26 protein-coding genes and 1 other annotated feature are annotated in these 23,980 nt (G+C 39.8%); of the genes, 14 read left to right on the forward strand and 12 right to left on the reverse strand.

Features of this window, described 5'->3' with window-relative positions; all coding sequences use genetic code 11:
* Positions 1-36 precede the first annotated feature (36 nt).
* Positions 37-1,086 (reverse strand): M23 family metallopeptidase, encoded by a 1,050-nt coding sequence (locus AC1DOK_RS16035; protein WP_477555311.1) that lies wholly within the window; start codon positions 1,084-1,086, stop codon positions 37-39.
* A 160-nt stretch (positions 1,087-1,246) separates the two neighbouring features.
* On the opposite strand from AC1DOK_RS16035, the gene lipA reads away from it, so the two are divergent.
* Both lipA and AC1DOK_RS16045 read left to right on the forward strand, forming a co-directional pair.
* Positions 1,247-2,131: a lipoyl synthase gene (lipA, locus tag AC1DOK_RS16040; RefSeq protein WP_477555312.1), complete on the forward strand. Its 885-nt coding sequence runs from the start codon at positions 1,247-1,249 to the stop codon at positions 2,129-2,131.
* 43 nt (positions 2,132-2,174) lie between these two features.
* On the forward strand, positions 2,175-2,540 hold the full coding sequence (locus tag AC1DOK_RS16045) for a YutD family protein (protein WP_477555313.1): 366 nt from the start codon (positions 2,175-2,177) through the stop codon (positions 2,538-2,540).
* A gap of 94 nt (positions 2,541-2,634) precedes the next feature.
* Here AC1DOK_RS16045 and AC1DOK_RS16050 read toward each other — a convergent pair whose 3' ends face one another.
* Together AC1DOK_RS16050 and ylbJ are read right to left on the reverse strand one after the other, a co-directional pair.
* Entirely contained in the window at positions 2,635-3,444 is an 810-nt protein-coding gene (locus AC1DOK_RS16050; RefSeq protein WP_477555314.1) for an NAD kinase, read from the reverse strand.
* A gap of 36 nt (positions 3,445-3,480) precedes the next feature.
* Positions 3,481-4,800, reverse strand: a complete 1,320-nt coding sequence (gene ylbJ / locus AC1DOK_RS16055) for a sporulation integral membrane protein YlbJ (RefSeq protein ID WP_477555445.1) — start codon at positions 4,798-4,800, stop codon at positions 3,481-3,483.
* A 186-nt stretch (positions 4,801-4,986) separates the two neighbouring features.
* Here ylbJ and AC1DOK_RS16060 point away from each other — a divergent pair, with 186 nt between their 5' ends.
* Positions 4,987-5,382: a globin domain-containing protein gene (locus tag AC1DOK_RS16060; protein ID WP_477555315.1), complete on the forward strand. Its 396-nt coding sequence runs from the start codon at positions 4,987-4,989 to the stop codon at positions 5,380-5,382.
* Between the two features lie 21 nt (positions 5,383-5,403).
* Entirely contained in the window at positions 5,404-6,111 is a 708-nt protein-coding gene (locus tag AC1DOK_RS16065; protein WP_477555316.1) for a DUF2225 domain-containing protein, read from the forward strand.
* Positions 6,112-6,119: 8 nt separating this feature from the next.
* Here the strand turns inward: AC1DOK_RS16065 and AC1DOK_RS16070 are convergent, their stop codons facing one another.
* Complete coding sequence (locus AC1DOK_RS16070; protein ID WP_477555317.1) at positions 6,120-6,281, reverse strand: YycC family protein; 162 nt, start codon at positions 6,279-6,281, stop codon at positions 6,120-6,122.
* A gap of 121 nt (positions 6,282-6,402) precedes the next feature.
* On the opposite strand from AC1DOK_RS16070, the gene AC1DOK_RS16075 reads away from it, so the two are divergent.
* Positions 6,403-8,208, forward strand: coding sequence for a M3 family oligoendopeptidase (locus tag AC1DOK_RS16075; RefSeq protein ID WP_477555318.1), 1,806 nt, complete (start codon positions 6,403-6,405; stop codon positions 8,206-8,208).
* A 129-nt stretch (positions 8,209-8,337) separates the two neighbouring features.
* Here the strand turns inward: AC1DOK_RS16075 and AC1DOK_RS16080 are convergent, their stop codons facing one another.
* Together AC1DOK_RS16080 and AC1DOK_RS16085 are read right to left on the reverse strand one after the other, a co-directional pair.
* Positions 8,338-10,158, reverse strand: a complete 1,821-nt coding sequence (locus AC1DOK_RS16080; RefSeq protein ID WP_477555319.1) for an ATP-binding protein — start codon at positions 10,156-10,158, stop codon at positions 8,338-8,340.
* Positions 10,159-10,323: 165 nt separating this feature from the next.
* Positions 10,324-11,580 carry a methyl-accepting chemotaxis protein gene (locus tag AC1DOK_RS16085; protein WP_477555320.1) on the reverse strand — a complete coding sequence of 419 codons (1,257 nt, stop codon included), beginning with the start codon at positions 11,578-11,580 and terminating at the stop codon, positions 10,324-10,326.
* Positions 11,581-11,865: 285 nt separating this feature from the next.
* On the opposite strand from AC1DOK_RS16085, the gene AC1DOK_RS16090 reads away from it, so the two are divergent.
* Positions 11,866-12,240 carry an O-methyltransferase gene (locus tag AC1DOK_RS16090; protein ID WP_477555321.1) on the forward strand — a complete coding sequence of 125 codons (375 nt, stop codon included), beginning with the start codon at positions 11,866-11,868 and terminating at the stop codon, positions 12,238-12,240.
* Positions 12,241-12,378: 138 nt separating this feature from the next.
* On the opposite strand, the gene AC1DOK_RS16095 is transcribed toward AC1DOK_RS16090, so the two are convergent.
* Positions 12,379-12,597 carry a small, acid-soluble spore protein, alpha/beta type gene (locus AC1DOK_RS16095; protein ID WP_477555446.1) on the reverse strand — a complete coding sequence of 73 codons (219 nt, stop codon included), beginning with the start codon at positions 12,595-12,597 and terminating at the stop codon, positions 12,379-12,381.
* A 144-nt stretch (positions 12,598-12,741) separates the two neighbouring features.
* Between AC1DOK_RS16095 and rnhA the strand changes: the two genes are divergently transcribed.
* Both rnhA and ilvD read left to right on the forward strand, forming a co-directional pair.
* Positions 12,742-13,383, forward strand: coding sequence for a ribonuclease H (gene rnhA, locus AC1DOK_RS16100; RefSeq protein WP_477555322.1), 642 nt, complete (start codon positions 12,742-12,744; stop codon positions 13,381-13,383).
* A 94-nt stretch (positions 13,384-13,477) separates the two neighbouring features.
* Positions 13,478-15,160 carry a dihydroxy-acid dehydratase gene (gene ilvD / locus AC1DOK_RS16105; protein WP_477555323.1) on the forward strand — a complete coding sequence of 561 codons (1,683 nt, stop codon included), beginning with the start codon at positions 13,478-13,480 and terminating at the stop codon, positions 15,158-15,160.
* Between the two features lie 118 nt (positions 15,161-15,278).
* Here the strand turns inward: ilvD and AC1DOK_RS16110 are convergent, their stop codons facing one another.
* Positions 15,279-16,232: an aldose epimerase family protein gene (locus AC1DOK_RS16110; RefSeq protein WP_477555324.1), complete on the reverse strand. Its 954-nt coding sequence runs from the start codon at positions 16,230-16,232 to the stop codon at positions 15,279-15,281.
* Positions 16,233-16,334: 102 nt separating this feature from the next.
* Positions 16,335-16,606 (forward strand) — a binding site (T-box leader).
* A 58-nt stretch (positions 16,607-16,664) separates the two neighbouring features.
* Here AC1DOK_RS16110 and trpS point away from each other — a divergent pair.
* Positions 16,665-17,645, forward strand: coding sequence for a tryptophan--tRNA ligase (gene trpS, locus AC1DOK_RS16115; RefSeq protein WP_477555325.1), 981 nt, complete (start codon positions 16,665-16,667; stop codon positions 17,643-17,645).
* Between the two features lie 298 nt (positions 17,646-17,943).
* Positions 17,944-18,159: a small, acid-soluble spore protein, alpha/beta type gene (locus tag AC1DOK_RS16120; RefSeq protein WP_477555326.1), complete on the forward strand. Its 216-nt coding sequence runs from the start codon at positions 17,944-17,946 to the stop codon at positions 18,157-18,159.
* Positions 18,160-18,326: 167 nt separating this feature from the next.
* On the opposite strand, the gene AC1DOK_RS16125 is transcribed toward AC1DOK_RS16120, so the two are convergent.
* Positions 18,327-19,310 carry a metal-dependent hydrolase gene (locus tag AC1DOK_RS16125; RefSeq protein ID WP_477555327.1) on the reverse strand — a complete coding sequence of 328 codons (984 nt, stop codon included), beginning with the start codon at positions 19,308-19,310 and terminating at the stop codon, positions 18,327-18,329.
* Between the two features lie 262 nt (positions 19,311-19,572).
* On the opposite strand from AC1DOK_RS16125, the gene cyoE reads away from it, so the two are divergent.
* Both cyoE and AC1DOK_RS16135 read left to right on the forward strand, forming a co-directional pair.
* A complete protein-coding gene (cyoE, locus tag AC1DOK_RS16130; RefSeq protein WP_477555328.1) occupies positions 19,573-20,547 on the forward strand; it encodes a heme o synthase in 975 nt (324 codons plus the stop codon).
* A 3-nt stretch (positions 20,548-20,550) separates the two neighbouring features.
* Positions 20,551-21,207: an SCO family protein gene (locus AC1DOK_RS16135; protein WP_477555329.1), complete on the forward strand. Its 657-nt coding sequence runs from the start codon at positions 20,551-20,553 to the stop codon at positions 21,205-21,207.
* Between the two features lie 71 nt (positions 21,208-21,278).
* On the opposite strand, the gene AC1DOK_RS16140 is transcribed toward AC1DOK_RS16135, so the two are convergent.
* The 3 genes from AC1DOK_RS16140 to AC1DOK_RS16150 all read right to left on the reverse strand — a co-directional run bounded on the left by AC1DOK_RS16140 (position 21,279) and on the right by AC1DOK_RS16150 (position 23,218).
* Positions 21,279-21,611 carry a toprim domain-containing protein gene (locus AC1DOK_RS16140; RefSeq protein WP_477555330.1) on the reverse strand — a complete coding sequence of 111 codons (333 nt, stop codon included), beginning with the start codon at positions 21,609-21,611 and terminating at the stop codon, positions 21,279-21,281.
* 203 nt (positions 21,612-21,814) lie between these two features.
* On the reverse strand, positions 21,815-21,937 hold the full coding sequence (locus AC1DOK_RS16145) for a hypothetical protein (RefSeq protein WP_477555331.1): 123 nt from the start codon (positions 21,935-21,937) through the stop codon (positions 21,815-21,817).
* A gap of 120 nt (positions 21,938-22,057) precedes the next feature.
* Complete coding sequence (locus AC1DOK_RS16150) at positions 22,058-23,218, reverse strand: MFS transporter (RefSeq protein WP_477555332.1); 1,161 nt, start codon at positions 23,216-23,218, stop codon at positions 22,058-22,060.
* Between the two features lie 112 nt (positions 23,219-23,330).
* Between AC1DOK_RS16150 and AC1DOK_RS16155 the strand changes: the two genes are divergently transcribed.
* Both AC1DOK_RS16155 and AC1DOK_RS16160 read left to right on the forward strand, forming a co-directional pair.
* Positions 23,331-23,483 carry a hypothetical protein gene (locus AC1DOK_RS16155; RefSeq protein WP_477555333.1) on the forward strand — a complete coding sequence of 51 codons (153 nt, stop codon included), beginning with the start codon at positions 23,331-23,333 and terminating at the stop codon, positions 23,481-23,483.
* A gap of 41 nt (positions 23,484-23,524) precedes the next feature.
* Positions 23,525-23,959: a hypothetical protein gene (locus AC1DOK_RS16160; protein ID WP_477555334.1), complete on the forward strand. Its 435-nt coding sequence runs from the start codon at positions 23,525-23,527 to the stop codon at positions 23,957-23,959.
* Positions 23,960-23,980: the final 21 nt, after the last annotated feature.

The following is a 23,980-nucleotide window of genomic DNA, read 5'->3' on the forward strand; positions in this document are numbered from 1 at the left end:
TAATCGTGCACAAGCCTACTTATAGGTTTGTGCACTTTATTGTTGGTTGGTTCTTCTACGATCCTCACGTTCCCACCTTAGAAGATAAGGATACGGATCGAATGACCAATCTGAGAGTCCTCCGTCCCGATACATGCCATAATGCAAATGAGGGGGGAACTTACCAGATGTTCCTGGTTTGCCATAGCCGGAAGAACCAACAAAGCCAACTACTTGTCCAGGCTTGACCACATCTCCGACCTTGATCTCTTTATTGAAGCGAGACATATGTGCATAGTAGTGATACACATTACTGATGTCTCGTATTCCGATTCGCCAGCCTCCATATGGATTCCAACCTTTAACCTCAACTATGCCATAACAAGTACTACGCACATTTATACCATAATCAGCAAATAAATCAGTTCCTTCGTGTATACGATGCCCTCCCCATCCCCTATTAGCACCCCATGTGTCACGATAAGAGAAGGTTACATTTACCGGTAATGGAAATGCACGTTCATAAACATCTAATGATCCTTGTTCCGCATAAATTTTGGCGAATTCCTCGATTCGCTGAACACTGCGTGTATTCTGGTAATGATCCCACAGGGAAAGATGGATATCTTCCGCACTCTTGCCTCGTTTTAGCATAAGTGTAGTCATTGTTACAAGTCGATCCACAGGATTATGTTCATCTGCATATCCATCCCCTGAACCGTCTTGACCGATTCCTTTGAAAATACGAATGGAATTGATGTTCTTATCCTCAGGATCTGGATTGAGCATACCTCCCCATTTGAGATCTGAGAACTGGATTGAGATGAGTCCTTGAGGTTCAGGTGATTTACGCTTTTTAAATTGATGGATTGTATACTCATATTGGTCAACGGCCGCTAGCATATTCCATGGGATACTTGTAACAGAGCTGATCTTATCAAATAACTCTTTGCGCTCATAATTAAGCTTTTTGCGATCTAAATCTTGATTATTGGCATTCGGACCGCTATGTGTATTTCCGGCACTCACTGAATTGCTACTGCTAATTAGAAGCAAACAAATCGTCCAGAGGGAAATTAGGGTTTTCCAAAATGTGTTTACTCTCATTCGTACCATCCTTCCAAGCCGATTGATTTTAGGATGTATCAGTATGTATGATTTTAGTCATGTCCTATATTTAATAGTTCTGATTACGAACGTATGCTTTGCATTCATCGAAATTTGGTGTAACATGTGATTTATAGAATACGGCAGAGGTGGAGAGAGCATGGCAACTAAACAACATGAAAGAAAGCCTGAGTGGTTAAAAATCAAACTGAATACGGGCGATAATTTCAAAGAGATTAAGAGTATGATGAGATCTAAGACACTTCATACGGTCTGCGAAGAAGCAAGATGCCCGAACATTCACGAATGTTGGGCTAACCGCACAGCTACTTTTATGATCTTGGGCGATATTTGTACGAGGGCATGTCGTTTTTGTGCGGTACAAACGGGACGTCCTACGGAACTTGATCTCCAAGAACCGTTTAGAGTTGCTGAAGCAGCAGAGCAGATGAATCTACAGCATTGTGTTATTACTTCTGTTGCTCGTGATGATCTACAAGATGGCGGAGCGTCAGTGTTCGCGGCATCCATCCGTGCTGTTCGTGAGAAGTTACCACTTTGCTCAGTTGAGGTTCTGATACCTGATTTCATGGGGAATGAAGAAGCGCTTCGAACTGTGCTAGAGGCAAATCCAGCTATTTTAAATCACAACGTAGAAACTGTTGAACGTTTATCGGATACGGTTAGAGCGAAAGCGAAATACGATCGTACCTTACAGCTTCTTGCTCGTTCTAAGCAAATTGCACCTAAAATCCCAACTAAATCCTCTATTATGCTTGGCGTTGGTGAAGAATGGGATGAAATTTTGCAAACAATGGATGATCTAAGGAGAAATGATTGTAATATATTGACGATAGGCCAATATTTACAGCCAAGCTTAAAGCATTTAACAGTCAAAAAATATTATACACCGCAGGAATTTGCTTTATTGAAGGAAGAAGGACTAAAGCGTGGATTCTCTCATGTAGAATCTGGTCCGCTTGTTCGATCCTCCTATCATGCACATGAGCAAGTGAAATCTGCTACAGAAGCGTTATCCGTGTAATAATTATTTTGTAAGATTTAGGTTATGGGAGAGCTGATTCGAAATGATTCTTATTGGTGGCAGAACGTACGAGCTTGTCATGGAAAACAAGAATGCATGGAACCAGGAAGTATTTCGTGAGCGTTATAGCGAAGTGCTGGAGAGATATGACTATATCGTTGGAGACTGGGGTTATAACCAGTTAAGGTTGCGTGGATTTCTCAAAGACTCGCATCCCAAAGCAACGAAGGAAACATCTATTTCTGGGTTGCAGGATTACTTACATGAGTATTGTAATTTTGGCTGTGCTTATTTTATTTTGGAGAAAGTGAATGGTAAGACACAAGGCAAGCAACAACAACTTCCCGAATCCGAAGTAAAGCAGAATTCTGAAATAAAGCAGAATTCCGAAGTACAGAATAAAGAATAAAGATTACGAATAACGGCACTTCGTTGACGCAGATTAGATCTGTGTCATCAAAGTGCCGTTTATTTGTTAATTAATAAGTTCTACTCTATAAGACTTAAATTTCATTGCCAATGAAAGCTTCTCGCACACGTGCCCAGAATGGGAATGGGCGGAACCTAGCGAATTTCACTTTCTTATCTGGTGAAACACGACAACGAATTGATTTGATATCATTAAGCTGCATAGCTTGATGATCAACAGTTAAGATAAAGCCTTGCTGTGATTTAGGTGCAATGTCGCAGAAGTGATGCTTAGGCAAAATAATAGGTGATCCTAAAGTACGGAACACGCGATTATTAATGGAGGCAATTTCTGTGATTTGAATCGCTTCAATTGCAGGATGAACAATAGCTCCACCTAAGCTCTTATTATAGGCAGTTGAGCCAGAGGGGGACGAAATACATATGCCATCACCACGGAATGTCTCAAATGGTTCATCATTGATGCTAAGCTCAGCTACGAGTGTAATCAACATGCTTTTGAAAGTAATTTCATTTAAAGCGTACCGTTTCTCGATGCCCGTAGATGTAGTTATTTCGACTTCAACAACGGGGTATTCAACAATACGAAGTCCTTGCATCTCGGATGAGTTATACATGAATCTTGCGACATCCTCGATATTATCTGGTTTCCAATCAGCAAAAAAGCCTAGACGGCCAGTGTGGATGCCAACAAAAGAAATATGATCTAATCGTTCGATATATTTATGAAAAGCCTGTAACATTGTACCATCCCCACCGATAGAGAGAACGATATCAGGTCTTTCTGCATCATGAATAAGTTGATGATTGGATGCAAGTTGATGAAAATGTTCAGATAGTTCTAATGAACGATTATCATCGCGATGAATTATTGCATATTTCAACAGTATTTCCCCCTGCTTCTAAGCGAAACATAATGACTAGATGGACTTTCTTGTTCCATCATAATCAATTACTGCGCGGAACACAATGCGAAAAACAAGGTATATCACATAAATAATTGCAATTAATGCAAGTGTACCTCCGAATATAATCGCATTTATAGGTAGATAAAGTAGAATATTCTGTAATCCTGTAGGGTTGTTCGTTATTCCGTTCATCATTTCAGTAACAGGAGATACTAGCTGCAAGGCATGAAGCGGTTCCCATAGTATGAATACAAGTATTGCTGCTAGAATCCCATGAATGAGTCTAGCCCACATAAAAGGGCTATAACGTAAATTCGTATGGGATAGGAGAGATACAACCTGTGCATGTACCGATAATCCGCCCCAAGATAATACAAAGGCTGCTGCAGCTAGCATATAGACGATAGAAGTATTTGCTGCTGCTCCTGCAGATTTAGCTCCAAGTGTAACTTCGAACAGTCCATTTATGAATGATTCTGCTAATGCTTGAGGTAATTGGAGTAGATCGAGTAGGTGATTAACGATGGAATAGAACATCTGCATGGTTCCGATTGAGGTTAGCAATTGTAAAATGACGGAGAAGAATACAACGAGCCCGCCAACAACAAATATCAAGTTAAGCGAGCTCCTAATTGCACTACTTAATAACGAGCCAAAGGTTCGACTATCTTTCATTCGCGCCTCATGCATAGCATCAAAGGCTCTCCGCCAAATCGAATTGATAGATGCTCGCTGTGTATGGGTATACGCTGCTTCTGTTGCTTGTTGAATGGATTGAACTTGTGTAACTTGTACCTTCTCAGACTTTCTTCCGTGGAATCTCATTAATAGTCCTATGGCAATCGCTCCACCGTAATGAGCAGCTCCAAGAACAATGGCTAATGTCGCATCGTGAAAGAAGCCAACGGATACAGCTCCAATTAGAAATATTGGATCTGAGCTCGTCGTAAATGCGACCAATCGTTCGCCTTCCTCACGATTAACGAGTCCTTGTTCCCATAATTGTGAGGTTAACTTTGCACCAATGGGGTACCCAGAAGCAAAGCCCATTGCCATGACAAATCCGCCAATTCCAGGAACTCGGAACACAGGGCGCATCATGGGATCGAACAAAGTACCGATAAAATGCACGATGCCAAAGCCTAATAGGATTTCTGATATCACAAAGAAAGGAAACAAGGCTGGGAATAGGACATCCCACCAGATGGTTATTCCTCTGAGTGAAGAGTCTAGGCTTTCCGTAGGGTATAGCAAGCAGATGAGAATAAACGATAGCGATGTAATTCCCGCTAGTAATAGAGGAACAGAACTTTTGGAGCGGCCCTGACTCATTTGTGTCATGCAGCACCTCCCGTCTTTGCATACGTTAGATTATTACACACGTATATGTTTGGAAATGGACAAACATGAGTATAAATGAATCATGTGGTGGATGTTTTTTGGACATGTGTATGATAGTATGGGACTAATTAAGGATATGATTACTGATTAGAATACGATATAAAAGGATGGCTATTTATGTCTCAAAATAATGAAACTCTATTCGAATTGATGGGAGGAGCGGATACGGTTCGACGTCTAGTAGAAGCATTCTATGCAAGAGTTCAGGCAGACCCATTACTGTCGCCATTATTTCCAAAAGATATAAGTCCTGTACTAGAGAAGCAGTATATGTTTCTTAGCCAATTTTTTGGAGGTCCTTCCTTGTATACCGAGGTACACGGACATCCTATGATGCGAGCTAGACATTTACCTTTTGGAATTACGAATACACATGCCGCAGCTTGGCTTAATTGTATGTACAATGCAATGAAAGAAATCAATCTTCCCGATCCACTTGCAGATGCACTTTTAGAACGTCTTAAGGGACCAGCTTATCATTTTGTGAATACAGCAGAGAGTGAAAAATCATAATGATCTAGGTGAGGTGCGATAATGATAGATGTTGAACCTTTATATACCATAAATGTAAGATGTCAGCATTGTAAGTATGCCTATCAGACTTCAAAGGTACGCCCGAGCTTTAAAAGAGGTATTGGAACAGAAAGTGATTTTTGTACGAACTACAAAGAATTTAATCCTGATTATTATGTTGTGAGAGTCTGTCCCAAGTGTGGATTTGCCTTTTCGGAGAATTTCACAGATAAGTGGACACCCGATCAAACGATGGAGTTTAAGCGCAAGGTGGCTGATCAGTGGAAAGGGCGGGACTACAGCGGAGAAAGAAGCTGGGAGGATGCTCTGGAAACGTATAAGTTAGCTTTACTTTGTGCTCAGATCAAAGGTGAGAAGGAACGTATATTAGCAGGATTATTGCATCATATCGCTTGGTTATATCGTTATAAAGGTCAGACTGAATTAGAAATGAAATTTCTAAAGTATGCATTAGATGCTTATATTGTGGTATTTGAAACTGAAGGGATGGATATTAATAATGCGCGCTTAATGTATCTCATGGGTGAGTTAAATCGCAGGCTTCAGAATTATAACGAAGCAGTGAAGTGGTTCTCGCGTATTATTAACGACAAGCGGATCATGGATGCAGGAATGATTCGTCAGAGCAGAGAACAGTGGGCAATTACAAGGCAAGATATGCTTGCTGCCAGACTTGAGCTTCCAAGTGAACTGGCAGAAAGCAATTAAGCTAATGACTATTTGGAATCTTCCTGATCGTTTTGTGTAGTTTCTTTGGATAGTTCCGCAAGTTTCTGAAGCAAAATATGCTGAGGCATATGCATTAAATTTTCAAGTGGAATGCCAAGCTTTTTAGCTAAAATTTGGGCAGTTTCAGCAGATATTTGTAATGGACGCATGTATGAAATCACTCCTATATGATGAGAAATGGGTTTGATTAACCAGGGCTGTTCTCAAACTTATCCATATATTATATTCTTATTAAGTAAGCTTAACAAGAAATTGAGGAGGTAATCGGTAATGAACACACCTTTGCAACAAACTTGGGATTTAGATGTTATTTTTCCTGGGGGGAGCTCATCAGCGGAGTTCAATATATTTGTAGACACAATGGGTGATGATGTAGCTACATTTCGCAAGAAATTAGAAGGAGCAGCTCCACCATCAAATGCGAATGATACAAGTCATCTTCAAGAGTTAACTAATTTGCTTCAGACGATTCAAACAAAGCTCTCTGAAGCTTATTCATTTACAGGATGCTTAGCTGCAGAGAATCAGAATGATAAGAAGGTAGCTAAGCTAGAAGGACAAGTTAGAACGATCGGTGCAGAATATCTTTCTTGTTTGACACATTATGATCAACTACTCAAAAATATCCCTGATGATGTATGGCAAGCCATTGTGGAATCAGACATTTTCAGATCCGTAGCATTCCCTTTAAGTGAACGTCGTGAACATGCCAAAGAGATGCTTTCTCCTGAAATGGAGTCCATGATTAATGAACTGGCTATCGATGGTTATCATGGATGGAGTGACTTATATAATACGACCGTAGGCCAGCTTAGGATTACAACTGAAGTCAATGGTGAAGAGGTTCAGTTATCTGCTGGGCAAGCATTTAATAAGTTGAATGTACCAGATTATACAGAACGTAACAAAATGATGAAGCTATGGGAATCTGCTTGGGCTGATAATGCTGATTTCTGTGCAGAAGCGTTGAATCATTTAGCAGGCTTCCGCCTGAAGGTATATGAACAAAGAGGCTGGGACTCCGTACATAAAGAACCACTTGCAATCAATCGTTTAAATAAAGAAACACTTCAAGTTATGTGGGATGTAATCGACCGGAATAAAGATGTATTCGTGAAGTTTCTTGAGCGTAAAGCAAAGCTTCTAGGACTTGATAAGCTTGCATGGGTAGACGTTACAGCACCGCTTGGTGATGCAACTAGGACCATCTCATACGATGAAGGTGCTGAAATTATCGTAGAACAATTCCGTAAGTTCTCACCCAAAATGGCTGATTTTGCAGTCAAAGCATTTGAGTCAGCTTGGATAGAAGCTGAAGATCGTCCTGGCAAGCGTCCAGGAGGATTTTGCACAGGATTCCCTATTGAGGAGCAAACACGTATCTTCATGACCTACAGTGGTACGACTGATAATGTGGGTACTCTCGCACATGAATTGGGTCATGGCTATCATCAGTATGTAATGGAAGGTATGCCACCGCTTGCGCATAATTATGCGATGAATGTAGCGGAGACAGCTTCAACATTCGCAGAGATGATTGTGAATGATGCACTCGTGAAGAATGCTGCAACAGATGAAGAACGGATCGTGCTTCTAGAAGGTAAAATTGGGAATTCAATTGCTTTCTTTATGAATATTCATGCTCGCTTTATCTTTGAGACTAACTTCTATGCAGAGCGTAAACAAGGGTTGGTATCTGCTGAACGCTTGAATGAACTGATGGTTGACGCGCAGAAGCTCGCGTATAAGGATTCCTTGTCTGAGTATCATCCGCATTTCTGGGCAGCTAAGCTGCACTTCTATGCGACTGATGTACCGTTCTATAACTTCCCTTATACATTCGGTTATTTGTTCTCATCTGGCATCTATGCGAAGGCCTCTCAAGAAGGGAATGCCTTCGAAGACAAGTACGCTGCTTTACTTCGCGATACAGGGTCGATGACAACTGAACAATTAGCGCAGAAGCATTTAGGTGTTGATTTGACTCAGCCTGATTTCTGGCAAGCAGCAGTCGATATGGCGATTGCAGATGTAGAACTCTTCTTAAAACTCACCGAGGATAAGGTTAGTAAATAAACGAATGTAGAAACGAATATAGATCGAACCCGAATATAGACCGAATCGAATATAAAATACAAACAGCTCCCTTAATGAAAGGAGCTGTTTGTGTTTGTACAATAAAGAGAATTGTATTATGGAATATCGTTATAAGGGGAATACGATATTGAACGTCGTACCTTGAGGATTAGACTCGACCTCGATCACTGCATTGTGACGCTTGGCAATGTTATAGCAGACCGTAAGTCCAAGTCCAGTTCCGTTCTCTTTGGTTGTGAAGAAGGGTGTGCCAAGCTGCTTAATTAGATTTGGATCGATTCCGCTTCCCTGATCTTGAATAGACAGAACGACATTATTGCCATTTACGTATGTGCATATGGTGAGGTTCTGGTTCTCACTCATAGCTTCTAGACCATTCCGAATCAGATTATGTAACAATTGACGTATTTCTCTCTCATCAAGATGAATAAGGGGTATGTCTTCGAGATTAAGTAATATACTCTGATTGTTCGTATTCGCACTTGCTTGTACGAGAGGATAGATTGTACGAATAATTGTATTCAAATCATAGAGGGTCAGCTCTGTAAATTTATCTTGGGCAAGTGATAAATATTCAGTTATGATGTTATTTGCCCGAGTAACCTCTTCAATCATGGTGTCAAAGTAGATACGGTCAGCTTGATACTCCTCTTTATTGCGAAGGATCTGTAGAAATCCTCGTATGGTAGTTAGTGGATTCCGAATTTCATGTGAAATCGATGCCGCCATTTCTCCTACGATTTGGAGGGAACTAATCCGCTTTAAATTGTCTTCTAACTCCGTGTTATGGTGTAACTTATGTATCATCTCATTAATATTGTCAGCTAATGTGCTGAAAGAGTTAGTTCTGTTAAGCTCAATTCGATTATTATAATTACCTTCAAGTGTCTTCCTGGTTTGGGTAATCATTATGCTTAATGGATGACATAAGTTGCGATTGATCCACCAGAGAAGGATGAGATAACAACCAAGTAATAACAAGCCAAAACGAATAATAGTATTTAACGAAGCCTGGTGTAAAGTTTCATATAATTCTCGATCAGAAATAATGGTAATAACCTTCCAATCTGAGGAGGGGATGTTAGTTGAAATGAAATAGGTATCATTTCCCCGGAATGAAAAGTTCTGAATCAGATCGTTAGCTTGCTTGATCGTCGTATATATATTATGAAAGTCCGAATCATTCTTATCTATAATATTGGCTACATCATCTACGTAAGGGTAGTTAGGCGTGAAAAGATCGCCTTTTGCACTTGTTAATAGCGTATAGCCCTTCTCATTTATTGCAATGCTGTTAAGTAGGCTCTGAAGAGAATTTAAGTTGATGTCTACCCCTGCTACACCCATTAATGCATGGTTATTATCGTAAATTGGAGTTGAGATCGTGATCATCTTTTCTTTGATCGTCTGATCTGTATAAACATCGGAGATAATTGTTTTTCCAGCATTTCTGGCTCCCCAGTAGAAGGAAAATTCAGGGTTATCACTATTCTCTTCGCTAGAAGGATCCTTCATTGGAAAATTACCAAAATTCATTAATTTTCCATTTTTAACCCCATACCAAGAATTGAATATGCCTTGATTCCTATATTTAGACTCATTAGAGTACCAGTAACCATAGGAGCTAGGATCATGGTAATCAACCATAAATTGAGTAATCTGATCAATAGATTCTTTATAATTATTAGTTTCTTTAGCAAAAATATCATTAATAAATCGTCCATAATTTTCAACAGATTGCTTATGTAGAGCGAAAATTTGATCTATTTTGCTCGCATAGTATTTGACTTGATTCATTCTGCTTGCTTCAGCTTGGCTAATGTAATAAGCACGCATATCCTTGATGGTTAATGAGCAAATAATAGTAATCACAAGGAACGGCCAAAGCATCATTTGTGTAGTAAGCTTCCAATCAAGATTAGACTTCATTTGCTAGACTCCTTGTCCGATCATTTCACAATATAAGACTCATGGGCTAGTAAAAAACCGCGATAAACTACCTTTAAGGGTAAGTATCGCGGTTAGATAATAAGTTTACCGTTGCCTAGGCATCTGTAATTATAGGTAATAAGGTTATAGTTAATAGATTACAGATTATTGTAGTTTAAATACTTGTATCGTCTGCTGCAGCTTAGAAGCACTTCGAGTCATTTCCTCTGATTGCTCTACGATGGCTGTAACCGCAGAAATTTGTTCACTCATGGATGCAGATACTTCTTCAGTACCCGCTGCTGATTCCTCAGTAATCGCTGAAATGCTCTCCATAGTCGCCGAAATATGCTGAGCACTTACGAGCATTTCTTCGCTTTCATTGGCGAATTTCGAAATTTGCTTGGATATGAATTCTACTGAGTTAACAATCTCGGAGAAGATTTGCTCTGTACCCTCGATCAGATCCGTTTGTTTGTTAACGACTTCTTCATTAATTTGAATATTTGTGAGCGCCTGTTTAATTCCCTTTTCAATGGAAGTGACAAGTGAGAATACTTCTTTGGTTAGTGTACTTGATTCTTCTGCTAATTTACGCACTTCTTGAGCAACGACCGCGAATCCTCTACCATGTTCACCAGCTCGAGCAGCTTCAATGGAAGCATTCAATGATAATAAGTTCGTTTGCTCTGCAATTTCTGAAATAACCCTTGTTACCTTGGAAATGCCAACTACCTTATCAGCTAATAGATGAATAGCAGTTGATACTTGAGTAGTTGCATCAACGTTACGCTTCATACCTTCGCCTTGTTGTTCAACCGCACCCTGACCTTTTGATATCAATGAAATCATATTTGTAGAATGGGAATCCATTTCTCTTGTAGAATGTGTATAGCCTGCTACTTTAATTTCAATATCCTTAGTAGATTGGGAAACAGATGCAACTTCTTCCGATATTTGTCCAGCACCAGAAGCTAGTTCGTTGGAGGACTGGCTAACCTGCTCCATTAGATCACGTAAGTGTTCATTCTTAGCGTAAATATCTCTACTGGAATCAGATACGCGTTTAGTAATGTAACCGGTTTCTTTAAGAATATCACGTAACTTATCGATCATTTGATTAAATGCTTTTCCAAGTTCTCCGAACGCATCATCGGAATTAACATCAACCTTTTGTGAAAAATCACCTTTAGCAATGTTTAGTGCAACACGAGACACACTGGTTACATTATCGGATAACATGCTTTCAAACCACTTTACAAAAGGAATACTAGTAATAGCCATAATACCAATGAAGATAAATCCTAATGTCTTACTCGGGAAAATGAGTAAGAAAAGTAAGAAAATTGCATGCGAAGCGACGAGTGAGTATGTAATGTAATGCAGCTTTTGCTTAAAGGAAAGCTTGGAAAAACGATTCATAAGCAGTATCTCCTTTTCCTAATTAAGGATTGAAATTATGAACAAATTATGAATATTAAGTTCTTATCGAATTATAGCACTTGGTAGGTGTAAGGGTCTATAGTTTTCTAAAAAATGAGCTTTATATAGAAAATACAACACAATTCAACATTTCGTAATATATTTTACATAAAATAGAAGTTTAATGTAAATATATGTTGTGAKAGTAAATTTGAAACATTATAATCAAATTACTAACTTAATAGACTGAATATTCAATAAAATAATAATGAAAGAAGGGTTTTGATGGCATTTATTCCATTTTCTTTGGCCAGGCAAGTCGATTTAGCTTTTTGGGAAGTTAAGGATGAGTTATGCCAGCTTCGTTCCGGTACAATGATTATTCAAGTCAGAGAAAATGTAATCGGTAAGTTTGGTGTTAGACATCTGCCAATGGAGAGTAAAGATGGACAATTGCAGCATAGTGACGAACAAGGATTATCAGAAGCGCAATTTATCTCAATGAAAAGTATGGCAATCGACAGTCTTAAGTACAAAAAAAATTGGACACACGGAGAAATTGCATTCGACTTTACGATTAGGAATGATGTTTTATACGCCTCGGTTCAGTTTGAATCGAATTATAACATGGCTAATTTAACGAAAAGTAAAAGTGTGTAAATTTTCTAGCTAGGCATGCCATTATTCATTTATTCTAAAATAAACAATGAAAGGGCTATCCCTAAGTCAACATAGACTTACCGGATGGCCCTTTTACGTATTCGTTCATAGGAACGTTTGATTATATAACAGCAACTATTACGAGCGACCTGCAAGCTGCTGTTCGGCTATTTGAACGAGGCGGCGTGTAATATTACCTCCAATATAGCCTGCATTTACAGTCAATATATTGCCGTTATAACCATCTTTAGAAAGCTGAATGCCAAGCTCTTGTGCAACTTCATATTTCATTTGGTCTAGAGCAGCAGTTGCTTGAGGAACTACTAAATTGCTGCTACGGGATTGTCCTTGTGCGATATGTATCACCTCCAATAAAAGGTAGTATAAACTGAACTCTAAATATTACGCAGATTTTGAATTGGTAAATACAAGGAGATTTATAGTGGCTGGACTACCTGTCATACTTATCTTCTGCTATAATTTTGACGAGGTGTTGAATCAATGACTAAGAGCAAATACTATGTTGTTTGGGTTGGAAATGAACCTGGGATTTATCAGACTTGGGCGGATTGTCAGTTGCAGGTTAAAGGAGTTCCTCAGGCGAAGTATAAATCTTATGAAACGGCGGCAGAGGCGCAGGAAGCATTCAAACGGGGTTGGCAAAAATCCCTTAATTTCACTAATAGCAAATCTAAGACGGTTAAAGCAGCTTCGTCCGCTGAAGCTAGTAGTGAGGAAATTGATTATGATAGCTTATCTGTAGATGTAGGCTGTTCGGGTAATCCAGGGATTGTAGAATATAAGGGTGTTGATACACGTACTGGGGAAGTCCTCTTTTATCACGGTCCAATTGCCAAAGGTACGAATAACATTGGAGAGTTTCTTGCAATCGTACATGGACTCGCTTATTTGAAGCAATTGGGTAGTTCTAAAACGATTTACACAGATTCGATTACAGCATTAAAGTGGATTAGAACGAAGCAATTAGCAACAAATTTAGTTCGCGATGAATCCACTACTGAAATATGGACACTTGTGGATCGTGCTTTGATGTGGCTTAACACGAACACTTATCCGAATAAGATTGTCAAATGGGATACAAAAAAGTGGGGAGAAATTAAAGCGGATTTTGGGCGTAAATAGCTATTTTATGATATAGTTAATTTTAGAATTTTTCTATAAATTATAGAATATTAAGTTATACCCATAGGATGGGAAACATAGGAGGAATCGGATTATGGCTAAGAAGATGCGAAGCGACATGATTACCAAGGGCTTTGACCGCGCTCCTCACCGTAGCTTACTTAGGGCTGCTGGGGTAAAGGAAGAGGATTTTGGCAAACCGTTTATTGCGGTATGTAATTCTTATATTGATATTGTTCCTGGACATGTTCATTTACAAGAGTTCGGTAAAATTGTCAAAGAAGCCATTAGAGAAGCGGGCGGAGTACCATTCGAGTTCAATACAATTGGTGTAGATGATGGTATTGCGATGGGCCATATCGGTATGAGATATTCATTGCCAAGCCGAGAGATTATTGCAGACTCCTTAGAAACCGTTGTCAATGCACACTGGTTCGATGGAATGGTATGTATTCCTAACTGTGATAAAATCACACCAGGTATGATGATGGGTGCACTGCGCGTTAATATTCCAACCTTATTCGTATCAGGTGGACCAATGAAGGCTGGTAAAACTAGCGATGGTCGTTCCATTTCACTTTCATCCGTATTTGAAGGTGTAGGAGCTTACCAAGCGGGTACACTTGATGATAAGGGCTTGTTAGAACTTGAACAATACGGTTGTCCAACTTGTGGATCATGCTCAGGTATGTTTACAGCAAACTCGATGAACTGCCTTGCTGAAGGTCTAGGACTTGCAATGCCTGGTAATGGTACGATTCTAGCAGTAGCTGAAGAACGTAAGGAGTTTGTAAAGCGTTCAGCGAAGCAATTAATGGAGCTTATTAAGCTTGATATTAAGCCTCGTGATATCGTGACAATCGAAGCAATCGATAATGCGTTTGCTCTTGATATGGCAATGGGTGGTTCAACTAATACGGTCCTACATACATTGGCGCTTGCGCATGAAGCAGGCTTTGAATATCCAATATCCCGTATTAATGAGATTGCCGCTAGAGTACCGCATCTTGCCAAAATTGCACCTGCTTCTGATTATCACATTGAAGATGTGCATAATGCTGGTGGTGTGAGTGCAATTATTAACGAGTTGCTTAAGAAGCCGGGTGCAATCAATGGAGATCGCATCACAGTTACAGGTAAAACTCTCCGCGAGAATGTTGCTGGCTGCGAAATCTTGGATAAGGATGTTATCCATCCACTAGATAATCCGCACAGTGAGCGCGGTGGTCTGGCTGTATTATTCGGGAACCTTGCTCCTGAAGGATCGATCATTAAAGTGGGCGCAGTAGATAAATCTGTTGAAGGTCGTCATGTTGGACCTGCAATTTGCTTTGAATCGCAGGAACAAGCACTCGAAGGAATTGCGAATGGTAGAGTGAAGGAAGGTCATGTCGTTGTTATTCGCTACGAAGGACCTAAAGGCGGGCCAGGTATGCCTGAAATGCTAGCTCCAACTTCACAAATTGTTGGTATGGGTCTTGGTGCAAAGGTGGGTCTAATTACAGATGGTCGCTTCTCAGGAGCTTCCAGAGGTATTTCAATCGGCCATATTTCACCAGAAGCAGCAGAAGGCGGACCAATTGCATTCGTTGAAGATGGTGATATAATCGAGCTTGATCTGGATGGTCGCAGAATCGAATTGCAAATTTCGGATGAAGAAATGGAACGTCGTCGCTCGAACTGGAAAGGCTTTGAACCGAAAATTAAGAGCGGTTATCTTGCACGCTACTCTAAGCTAGTAACGAACGCATCAATGGGCGGAGTTCTTAAGGTTTAGATATAGATATAGAAGGGCATTATCATTAGCCAACTAGTGATAATGCCCTTTTCTTTGTTTGATAAATGAATCAATTTCATAATACCTTGATTCAAATGTAATATGTCAAATTCTCAATTTATTTGTACGTTATATCTAGAATGATATCTAATTCAAGCGATTCTCCAGGTGCTATACCTTGTACGCCCGTTAGTTCAGCATCTCTTGGAACATTTGGTGCATTCGTAACCCAAGTGTACGGCTCTGCACAAATGAAATTATCTGCAATACCCTTCGTATAGATGACCCAATGTTTGATTTTATCAGAAGGAGCTGAGTAGTGTAGGATGCAGCGATCATCTTCAAGAGTTGCAACATGAGAAGCTTGGTCTCCAATTAAAAATACGGTATCGAATTTTGAACCTTCAAGTGTGATTCCTTCAGGTAATCCCTGTAGATCACCTAACGGGAGTATTTGTCCAGTTGGCATGAGATCCTCACCCAGTTCCCAAATACCTGATGCAGGGAGCTTAAATGTCCAATCCTGAGGCTTATGATCGAGTAAGAACCATGTATGTAATCCATATCCAAAGGGAGCATTAAGTTCACTGTAATTCGTGGCTTTAAGTTTATGATTGAGCCGTGTACCGGTCAGTTCGTATGTAACAGCGATTTCCATGTCATGAGGATATTGCGCCATTACTTCGGGATGATCGCTCGTGCGAAATGTGGAAGTAATCGAAATAGTATCACCTTCCTCATGAATTTCTTTGACCTTCCAAGGAAGCGCTTGTAATACGCCATGGTTATGGATCTGATTAGGACGATTGATATTGAATTGGTAAGGTCTTCCTTCAAATGTGAATGCCCCACCTTTAATGCGGTTTGGCGGCATAAGAATCGGAGTACCAAAATGCGCAGGATTTGCACGTAAGGCTGCAGGTTCATCGGGAACACGGAGTACTTCGCGTTGTAAGGTTTTATCCCAAATACGGATCAGATTATTATTAATTGACGGACATATCGTGACGGATAGCTTGTCATTCTCAAGGATATGTATAGTTTCACCTTGCCAGTCTTGTTCTGTAATCATTTGTAATTAATCTCTCCTTTATAAACCTTATTAGTTAGGACAAGTTAATTTTAACAGATAGGTTGACTTTGGAAAAGTTGTGGGTATAATATAAGCAAATACGAACTGGCAATGAGAGGAATTAGTAATCCGCATATGTGACTATAGAGAGCCGATGGTAGGTGCAAATCGGTGGAACAGGCGGTTGAATGGATCCTTGAGCTTAAAGCGGAACAGAGAATAGCTAATCCATACACCTTATGAACTGGTGATGTTAATATTCTCCTAGTATGTCACACGGAAGCCCACCGTTATCAGGGTATTAATGAGGCTTTTCGATACGAATTTATATCGGAGAGTAAATTAGGGTGGTATCACGGTCTTTCGTCCCTTGCGGCGAAAGGCCTTTTTGTATTTTGTGGAATATGTAATAGATAATTTGGAGGGGTTATAATGGCAAACGTACTATCAGGAATTCAAGCAACAGGAAATTTAACAATTGGTAACTATATCGGAGCATTACGGAACTTTGCTAAGCTACAACATGAGCATGAATGTTATTTTTCAGTGGTGGATTTGCATTCCGTTACTGTTCCTCAAGAGCCTGCAGCATTTCGTGAGAATGTAGAGGCAGCAGCAGCGGTTTTCATTGCTGCGGGGATTGATCCAAGTAAATCCACTTTATTTCTTCAATCACATGTGTCTGCACATGCTGAGCTCGGTTGGTTAATGACTACATTAACTTATATGGGTGAACTGGAGCGAATGACACAGTTCAAAGATAAAGCGGAAGGGAAAGAGTCAGTTGGTGCCGGCTTGTTTACTTATCCATCACTAATGGCTGCTGATATTTTGCTGTATCAAGCAGCACTTATCCCTGTAGGTGATGATCAGAAGCAACATCTTGAATTAACTCGTGATCTTGCAACAAGGTTCAACAACCGATTTGGCGAAACATTTACAATTCCTGAAGGATATATTCCTGAATTTGGTGCACGGATCATGTCACTTGATGATGCATCTAAGAAAATGAGTAAGAGCAGTCCGAACGTAGGAAGCTTCATCCTGATTCTTGATGAGCCGGATGTGATTCGCAAGAAAGTTGCTCGTGCTGTAACCGATTCTGGTCGTGAGGTTAAATACGATCCAGCGAACAAGCCAGAAATCAGTAATCTGATGAGCATCTTCTCGCAATGTTCGGAGTTAACAATTACTGATATTGAGGCAAGGTACGAAGGACAAGGCTACGGACAATTTAAGAAGGATGTAGCTGAAGCTGTGGTTGAGACGCTCACTCCAATTCAATCTCGTTACCGTGATGTCCGGTCCTCTGGTGAGATTCATGCTATCTTGCGTGATGGAGCTGAGCGTGCTTCCGCGACAGCTAATAAGACGTTACAACTTGTTAAAGAACGCATGGGTTTTATAGTTTAATTAGACTTCGATTCTTGTTTTCTTCTTAGCCTAGCTTTAGTTGCGAAGCTAAAGCCAAAAAAACCAAGTGACAGTAATGTGGTTATTAATACCATCCAAGGTAGGCGTGATGATACAAAATACGCAATAGCAATAAGGAACAAGGTTCCAATAATTGCGAATATTAGTGCGAGTGAACGTTGCATCCGGATAATCATTTCCTTTCGTGTATATTATTTAGTAGGCATCACATAATAAGCTTGCAAGCTTGCAAAATACATTTACACAATCATCATACTGAAAGGAGTGTTAATCCACAATGTCTAGAAGTAATAACCTAGTCGTTCCTCAAGCACAGAAAGCAATTCAACAAATGAAAATGGAAGCTGCACAAGAATTGAATGTACAAATTCCCCAAAATGGATACTATGGAAACATGACATCCCGTGAAACAGGATCTTTGGGAGGCCAAATCACGAAGAAACTTGTGCAAATGGCTGAACAATCTATGTCCGGTCAATCAGGACAAAGCTAATTCACTTGTCATCCATAAGAATTTTTGTAAGCTCAAGAGAACAATAATGTTCTCTTGAGCTTTTATTTGTGCTTAATGGTCAAGCAGTGGTGAAACTACACACCCAAAAAACAAGGTGTACTAGACAGGCACGGATGTGCAGCTGATAGGACACCTTATGGATGTAGTTATTGGAAGTTCATGTGTATCTTTTTCTCCAGCTTTTCCTCGTTAAGCCAGCCTACATAAGAGCCCATCGGTTTATATTGATGGTCCATTAGCAGTACCGCAACAAATGGATATTGCTTGCGATGACGATAACGTACATCCACCCAGCGAACCTCATAACCATAATCATGCTCCCGCACTTCAGCAATAGCGAAAGAAGTGAAATACAGTAGCGCCCCAATATCAGAGTTATGCTTTGATTTCTCAACAGCTGGATGAGTGTCACATATGACATGATCAATCCATGTAAGCTTACCATGCCTTAATTCTCCTAGGCGATAGGATTCATCTGTCTTACGTTTAACCACATTCCAGATACGGAATTGAACGGTTGGAATCAAGTAATATTGATCTCCATTAGCATGTTCCTTATCTTGCAAATAAAGTTTACGCTCTGTGACGTTATGTGTAATCGTTCGCCAGATGTAGTACAGGCCTACAAGGATATATAGGGTTGGAAAAATGACAGTAGGCGCTGCCCATCTAACCGCCCAGATCAGAATCGCAATGACATGGGTTGCAAAAATAAACGGATCAAAAATGTGAATGATATTCCATGAAATCCACTTTTTGGAGAAGGGCCAGAGCAGCTGAGTGCCATACGTATTGAATAAATCGGTAAATACATGCACAAAGACGGCAATCCCTACCCACAAGCCGACATGGATAATTGGTAAATTTTCAAAGAATATGGAGAGCCCAAATGTAATTAATACTATCCAAACAAGCAATAAGGGAATGGAGTGCGATATCCCTCGGTGCATTCGAATATACGTAGCATTGTCCTTGAGTCTAAAAGCACCATCACTATCTGGCATTTGGGAGCCGATAGATGTACCTATAAGAACAGCTACCATAGTTGTCGAGTCATTTGCGATAATTGGGTCTATATGAGCAAGTCCGGCAAGCCCAAGACCAATCACGAAGTGTGTAGCTGTGTCCAAGTAGTTCCCTCCTAAAGTGTTGAAGTAATATGCACGTAGTAACCACTCTACTCTAGTTTACCATGATTTGATAAAAATCAATCAGCCCAATTTTCACATTTTGTGTGATATAAGTAATCGACAAATTGATGACAAGTTCGTAAGTGTTATTGTCAAATGAATTATTCATTTGTTATGATTAAATAATACTTGTTTGAAATTTGCTAATTCTCATGAGTTTTATAGATTATTGAATTAGATATAAAGGGAGTGAAGTTCTGAAGTGGATAAGCCAGTTAGTTTGGATCAATCAACAATAGGGGTCGTGAACAACTTGTCAGAGATGACAGAAGGTATTGTTGAAGGTGATACAGCACAAAGACGTGCTACAATAAAGGATTATTATAAATTAATTAAACCTGGCATTATTATTTCGAACTCTCTGGCTACTTTTGCTGGATTCTGGATTGCATCAGGTAAGCAAATTGATAGCTGGGCATTACTATTTTTCTCGATGGTTGGTACAGCATTAGTAATGGCATCAGGTACTGTGCTTAATAATTATCTAGATCGTGATTTGGATGCCAAAATGATACGTACAAGTAAACGTGCATTGCCAAGTGGACTTATAAAGCCTTCCGTCGTGCTTATCTATGGAATTTGCTTAGGTGTTATCGGACTTACAATGTTGTATTTTGGAACGACTATGCTAGCGGCATTATTCGGTTTATTGGGATTATTCATTTATGTTTGGATATATACTGCTTGGTTCAAACGAACTTCAGAATGGAGTACATTTGTTGGTGCTTTCTCAGGAGCAATGCCTCCTGTAGTTGGATATTATTCAATCGACGACGCGCCAGGAATGGCTGGTGCACTTATCTTATTCGCTTTCTTATTTCTTTGGCAGCCGCCTCATTTTTGGGCACTTGGGATCATGCGTACAGAAGATTATCGTGCAGCTGGATTCCCACTACTACCTGTCGTTAAGGGAACTGAAGTCACAAAATTTGCAATGATGAGATATATCGTTCTGATCGTGCCAGTATCCATTTTATTAACTGTTTATGGTTATACAGGAACATTCTATTTAATCGGTGCAACTGTACTTGGTCTTGTGTGGGCAGTTATTGGATTTATGGGATTCAAACAAGGAACAGACAATGATAAATGGGCTCGCAAGATGTTCCTGTTCTCGATTAACTACTTAACTATCTTATTACTTTTAATGGTGCTTGATACAGTAAAGGGGTTATAGCTCATGGCTAGTTTCTGGCAGAAAAATTGGTTCAAGGCGGGCATAACGATTGTGTTATTGCTCATTATTGCTTCATTCGGATATCGAATTTGGATGAGTTCCGATCAAGGAAGCAGCCGAATCATGTCACTTACGAATGATAAGGGTGAAGATAATCGAGTATTCGCGGCAGATTTTGCGTTAAAAGATTCTAACGGACAAGATGTAAAGCTTGCGGATTATGATAATAAAGTTAAGCTGGTCTACTTTTTCTTCTCTTATTGCCCTGATGTTTGCCCTATTTCCACACAATATTTGACAAGAGTACAAGATGAACTTATCGATCAAAAATTGTTTGGAAGCAAGGTAAATATGCTTTCAATCTCGTTCGATCCGAAGCGTGATACGGCAGAGCGATTAACACAATTCTCTCAAAGCTATGGTGTTGATTCATCTGCTTGGTCATTCTTACGTGGGGATGATGAGGAGCAGATGAAGAAGCTTGCTGAACAATATGGTATTGGCGTTATAAAAGACCAAAAAGGTAACTTTATACATACGAACATCGTATTACTCGTAGATAAGAATAATGTCATTCGTGCTTACTACGATATACTTGAAGAGGAGTTAACACCTCAGATGATCGTTAAAGATATCAAGAAATTGACGAAGGACAAATAATAAAACAGCTCGGGTAGCTTTCATCAGATTGCTACTCGAGCTGTTTTTATTTGTGAATAAGAGACTACGACTTATACCGGGTTCAAGAATTCGCTAAGTCCAGCTTTATCGAGTTGTAGTAAGAGATATTCATCTGGTGTTCCTTCTACGCCGGCGTATCCTTTACGTGTGTAGATCTGTTCAGCATTAGGGAAAATATCACATAGCAGCGCTCTAATTTTACGCCCTGATGAGTCATTGTCAGTGAAAATGAAAACTTCTTGCCCACTTGCGCTCGATCTTAATTTTTCTAATCTATCTGTACTGGGTGTACCATATGTACAATAAATCACGACTTCAGGAGTCAATAAATTTTTTAGCTTGGATCGATCATTTTTACCTTCAACAATAATGATAATAGACATTCCTTCGTTCGTTCCTTTCTAGTGTATGTTTAATTGGTTGTATGTACTGGGAATAATAGTAGCAAATCGGTAAGAGTCAACTCTGCTTAATAACAGTATTAGCTGTAAGTGGGGGTATCTATGATTCGTAATTCATAAACAAAGCTCGGGTGCGAGAAAGTTCCCTTTCTCACACCCGATTATTGTACATGATTGAATATTAATTACATAAACGTACGAGTGATAATAACTAAGAGGATGAACAACACTAGGATCGTTCCAGTAGAAGACCACATGCTGCCACCGTCAAAACCGCCTCCAAGACGGCCATCACCAACTGCCCCCATCGAGATCATCTCCTTTCATGTCGAGAGTCACTTGACAATACCTATACTATGTGGAGTAGGTGAATGTGCTTGTGTCAATACCTAGTAGCAATGGAAATGGGCATTCTGACTAAAGATAGACTATCGACTCATGATTAAGGAACTGAATTTACGTAAAGGCAGCATAATTAATGCAATCATAAGTACTAGAAATGCGAGGTAATAGGAGGATATGATATTTCTTAAATTGCCAGCCATGATCGGACCTAGAAAAGAGCCAATAGAAAAGGCGATGGAAAGCAGTGAAAAGGCTCTGCCATATTTAGAATTAGGGGTTATGGCTGCTAGCAAGGTTGAAAGTGCAGGGAATATGATTCCTTTGGTCATGCCGATCATAAATAGTGCCGCATAGAGTGGGACAGGCCACTCAATGGCAATGCCAAAAAAAATGAATGCAAGCGTTAGTGAGCCAAATACGGTTCGTGATAACGGTGATACGCGATTTAGAAATACGAATGACAAGGTTAGAAGTGCGCCAAGGCTGACAAGAGAAAACAGGATACCCGCTGTGACTACAGCACTGCGTGTTGTGGCAATAAGGGGTAGTTCGAAAAACAATATACCTTGAGAACAAGAAATGGCTAGTGGAATAAGAAAAAATCTCCAAGGTATTTTACTAGCTGGCATATCAAGATTTTCTTCAAGATCTAGTGTAGGATTCGAAATGCTATTGAGCGAGTTCATTGGGAGACTGCTCGTATGCTCACGGATTCCAACAATCGCAAATAGACCTGTAATAATTAATATCCAGCCTAGAATTGCAAAAGAGGTTGTGAAACCCACTTTAGAGACGAGTAAAGCACCCGCAGCAGGAGAGACAACAGAAGCTAGCGTGTGTACGAGTCCATTACCCGCCATAAACTTGCTTTGCTGAATACGATCTTTAGCAATTTTTGCTAACAAAGCTAGGCATGCTGGTGATAGGAATGCAAGGACAAACCCAGAAAGGGAACGAATATAGAGCAGTGTCCAAGGATCTGTAATCTGGGATTGGAAAATCAGTATAATCCCTGCTACAATCAGGGAGAGGATTATGAAGTTCTTGCTCCCCCATTTATCAATTCCGAAGCCTGCGAGAACGTTGCCTGGAAGATGAGTTAAAGAATAGACACCCATGATATACCCGATAAATGATGGTGCGGCGCCTAGCGACAATGCAAATGGAGAAAGCATCGGATATTGCGCATGCAAGTCAAACATCGCTACAAAGATAAATAAATAAAGCCATAATGCAGTCTTCATTCCTGTCACCTCTCCCGAAGTTCATACCATATAATACAGGTGATCTTCATGCTATATAAGTTTTATGTTACTTGTCCTATAGGTATGACCATTTTCTAAGAAGGAGCGATTTATGGATAATATCGTATGGCTAGCTATGGCGTGTCTAATAGTTCTTGTCATTGTTCGATTCAGACACACACTGAATCGAAGCAAGAGAGATTTAGATAAACAAGAGCGAATACAAGCAGAACTCCAGAGACTTCGAGATAAACGGAATGAATAGCTCACAATACGTGTGTTATATAGTAAATAGGGGGTAATAGAATGGATCAATTGATAGCGTTTGTTGAGGAAAAATGGGTTTTATTATTAATTGTTGTGGTTGTATTAATCGTTGTGACGACAGTCGTTAAGACGGTTGTTAAGTGGCTTCTCGCACTTGCTATTATTGCAGGCGTTCTCATCTATGGCTTTAATTACACACCGGAATCTCTTAAGACCATGGGGACAGATATAAGTAACAAAATTGTTAGTGATGTGAAGAGTCAAGCACTAAAATACTTAACAGATGATGCCAAGAAAGCTGAATTCGAAGCACATAAGGATGGTTCATATACAATCACATCACCTAACTTAAAGCTTGAGGGTAAAGCAGGAGATAAAGAAGTGAAGGTAACGATTCTTGGTCAATCTTTCACAATGGATGCTGATGCTGCGGTAAATGCATTTATTGAGCAAGCCAAGAAAAATCCGAAGTAAGGTATTAGGGAGGAACTCACA

It is taken from the genome of Paenibacillus sp. P5_B5, from assembly GCF_056400365.1.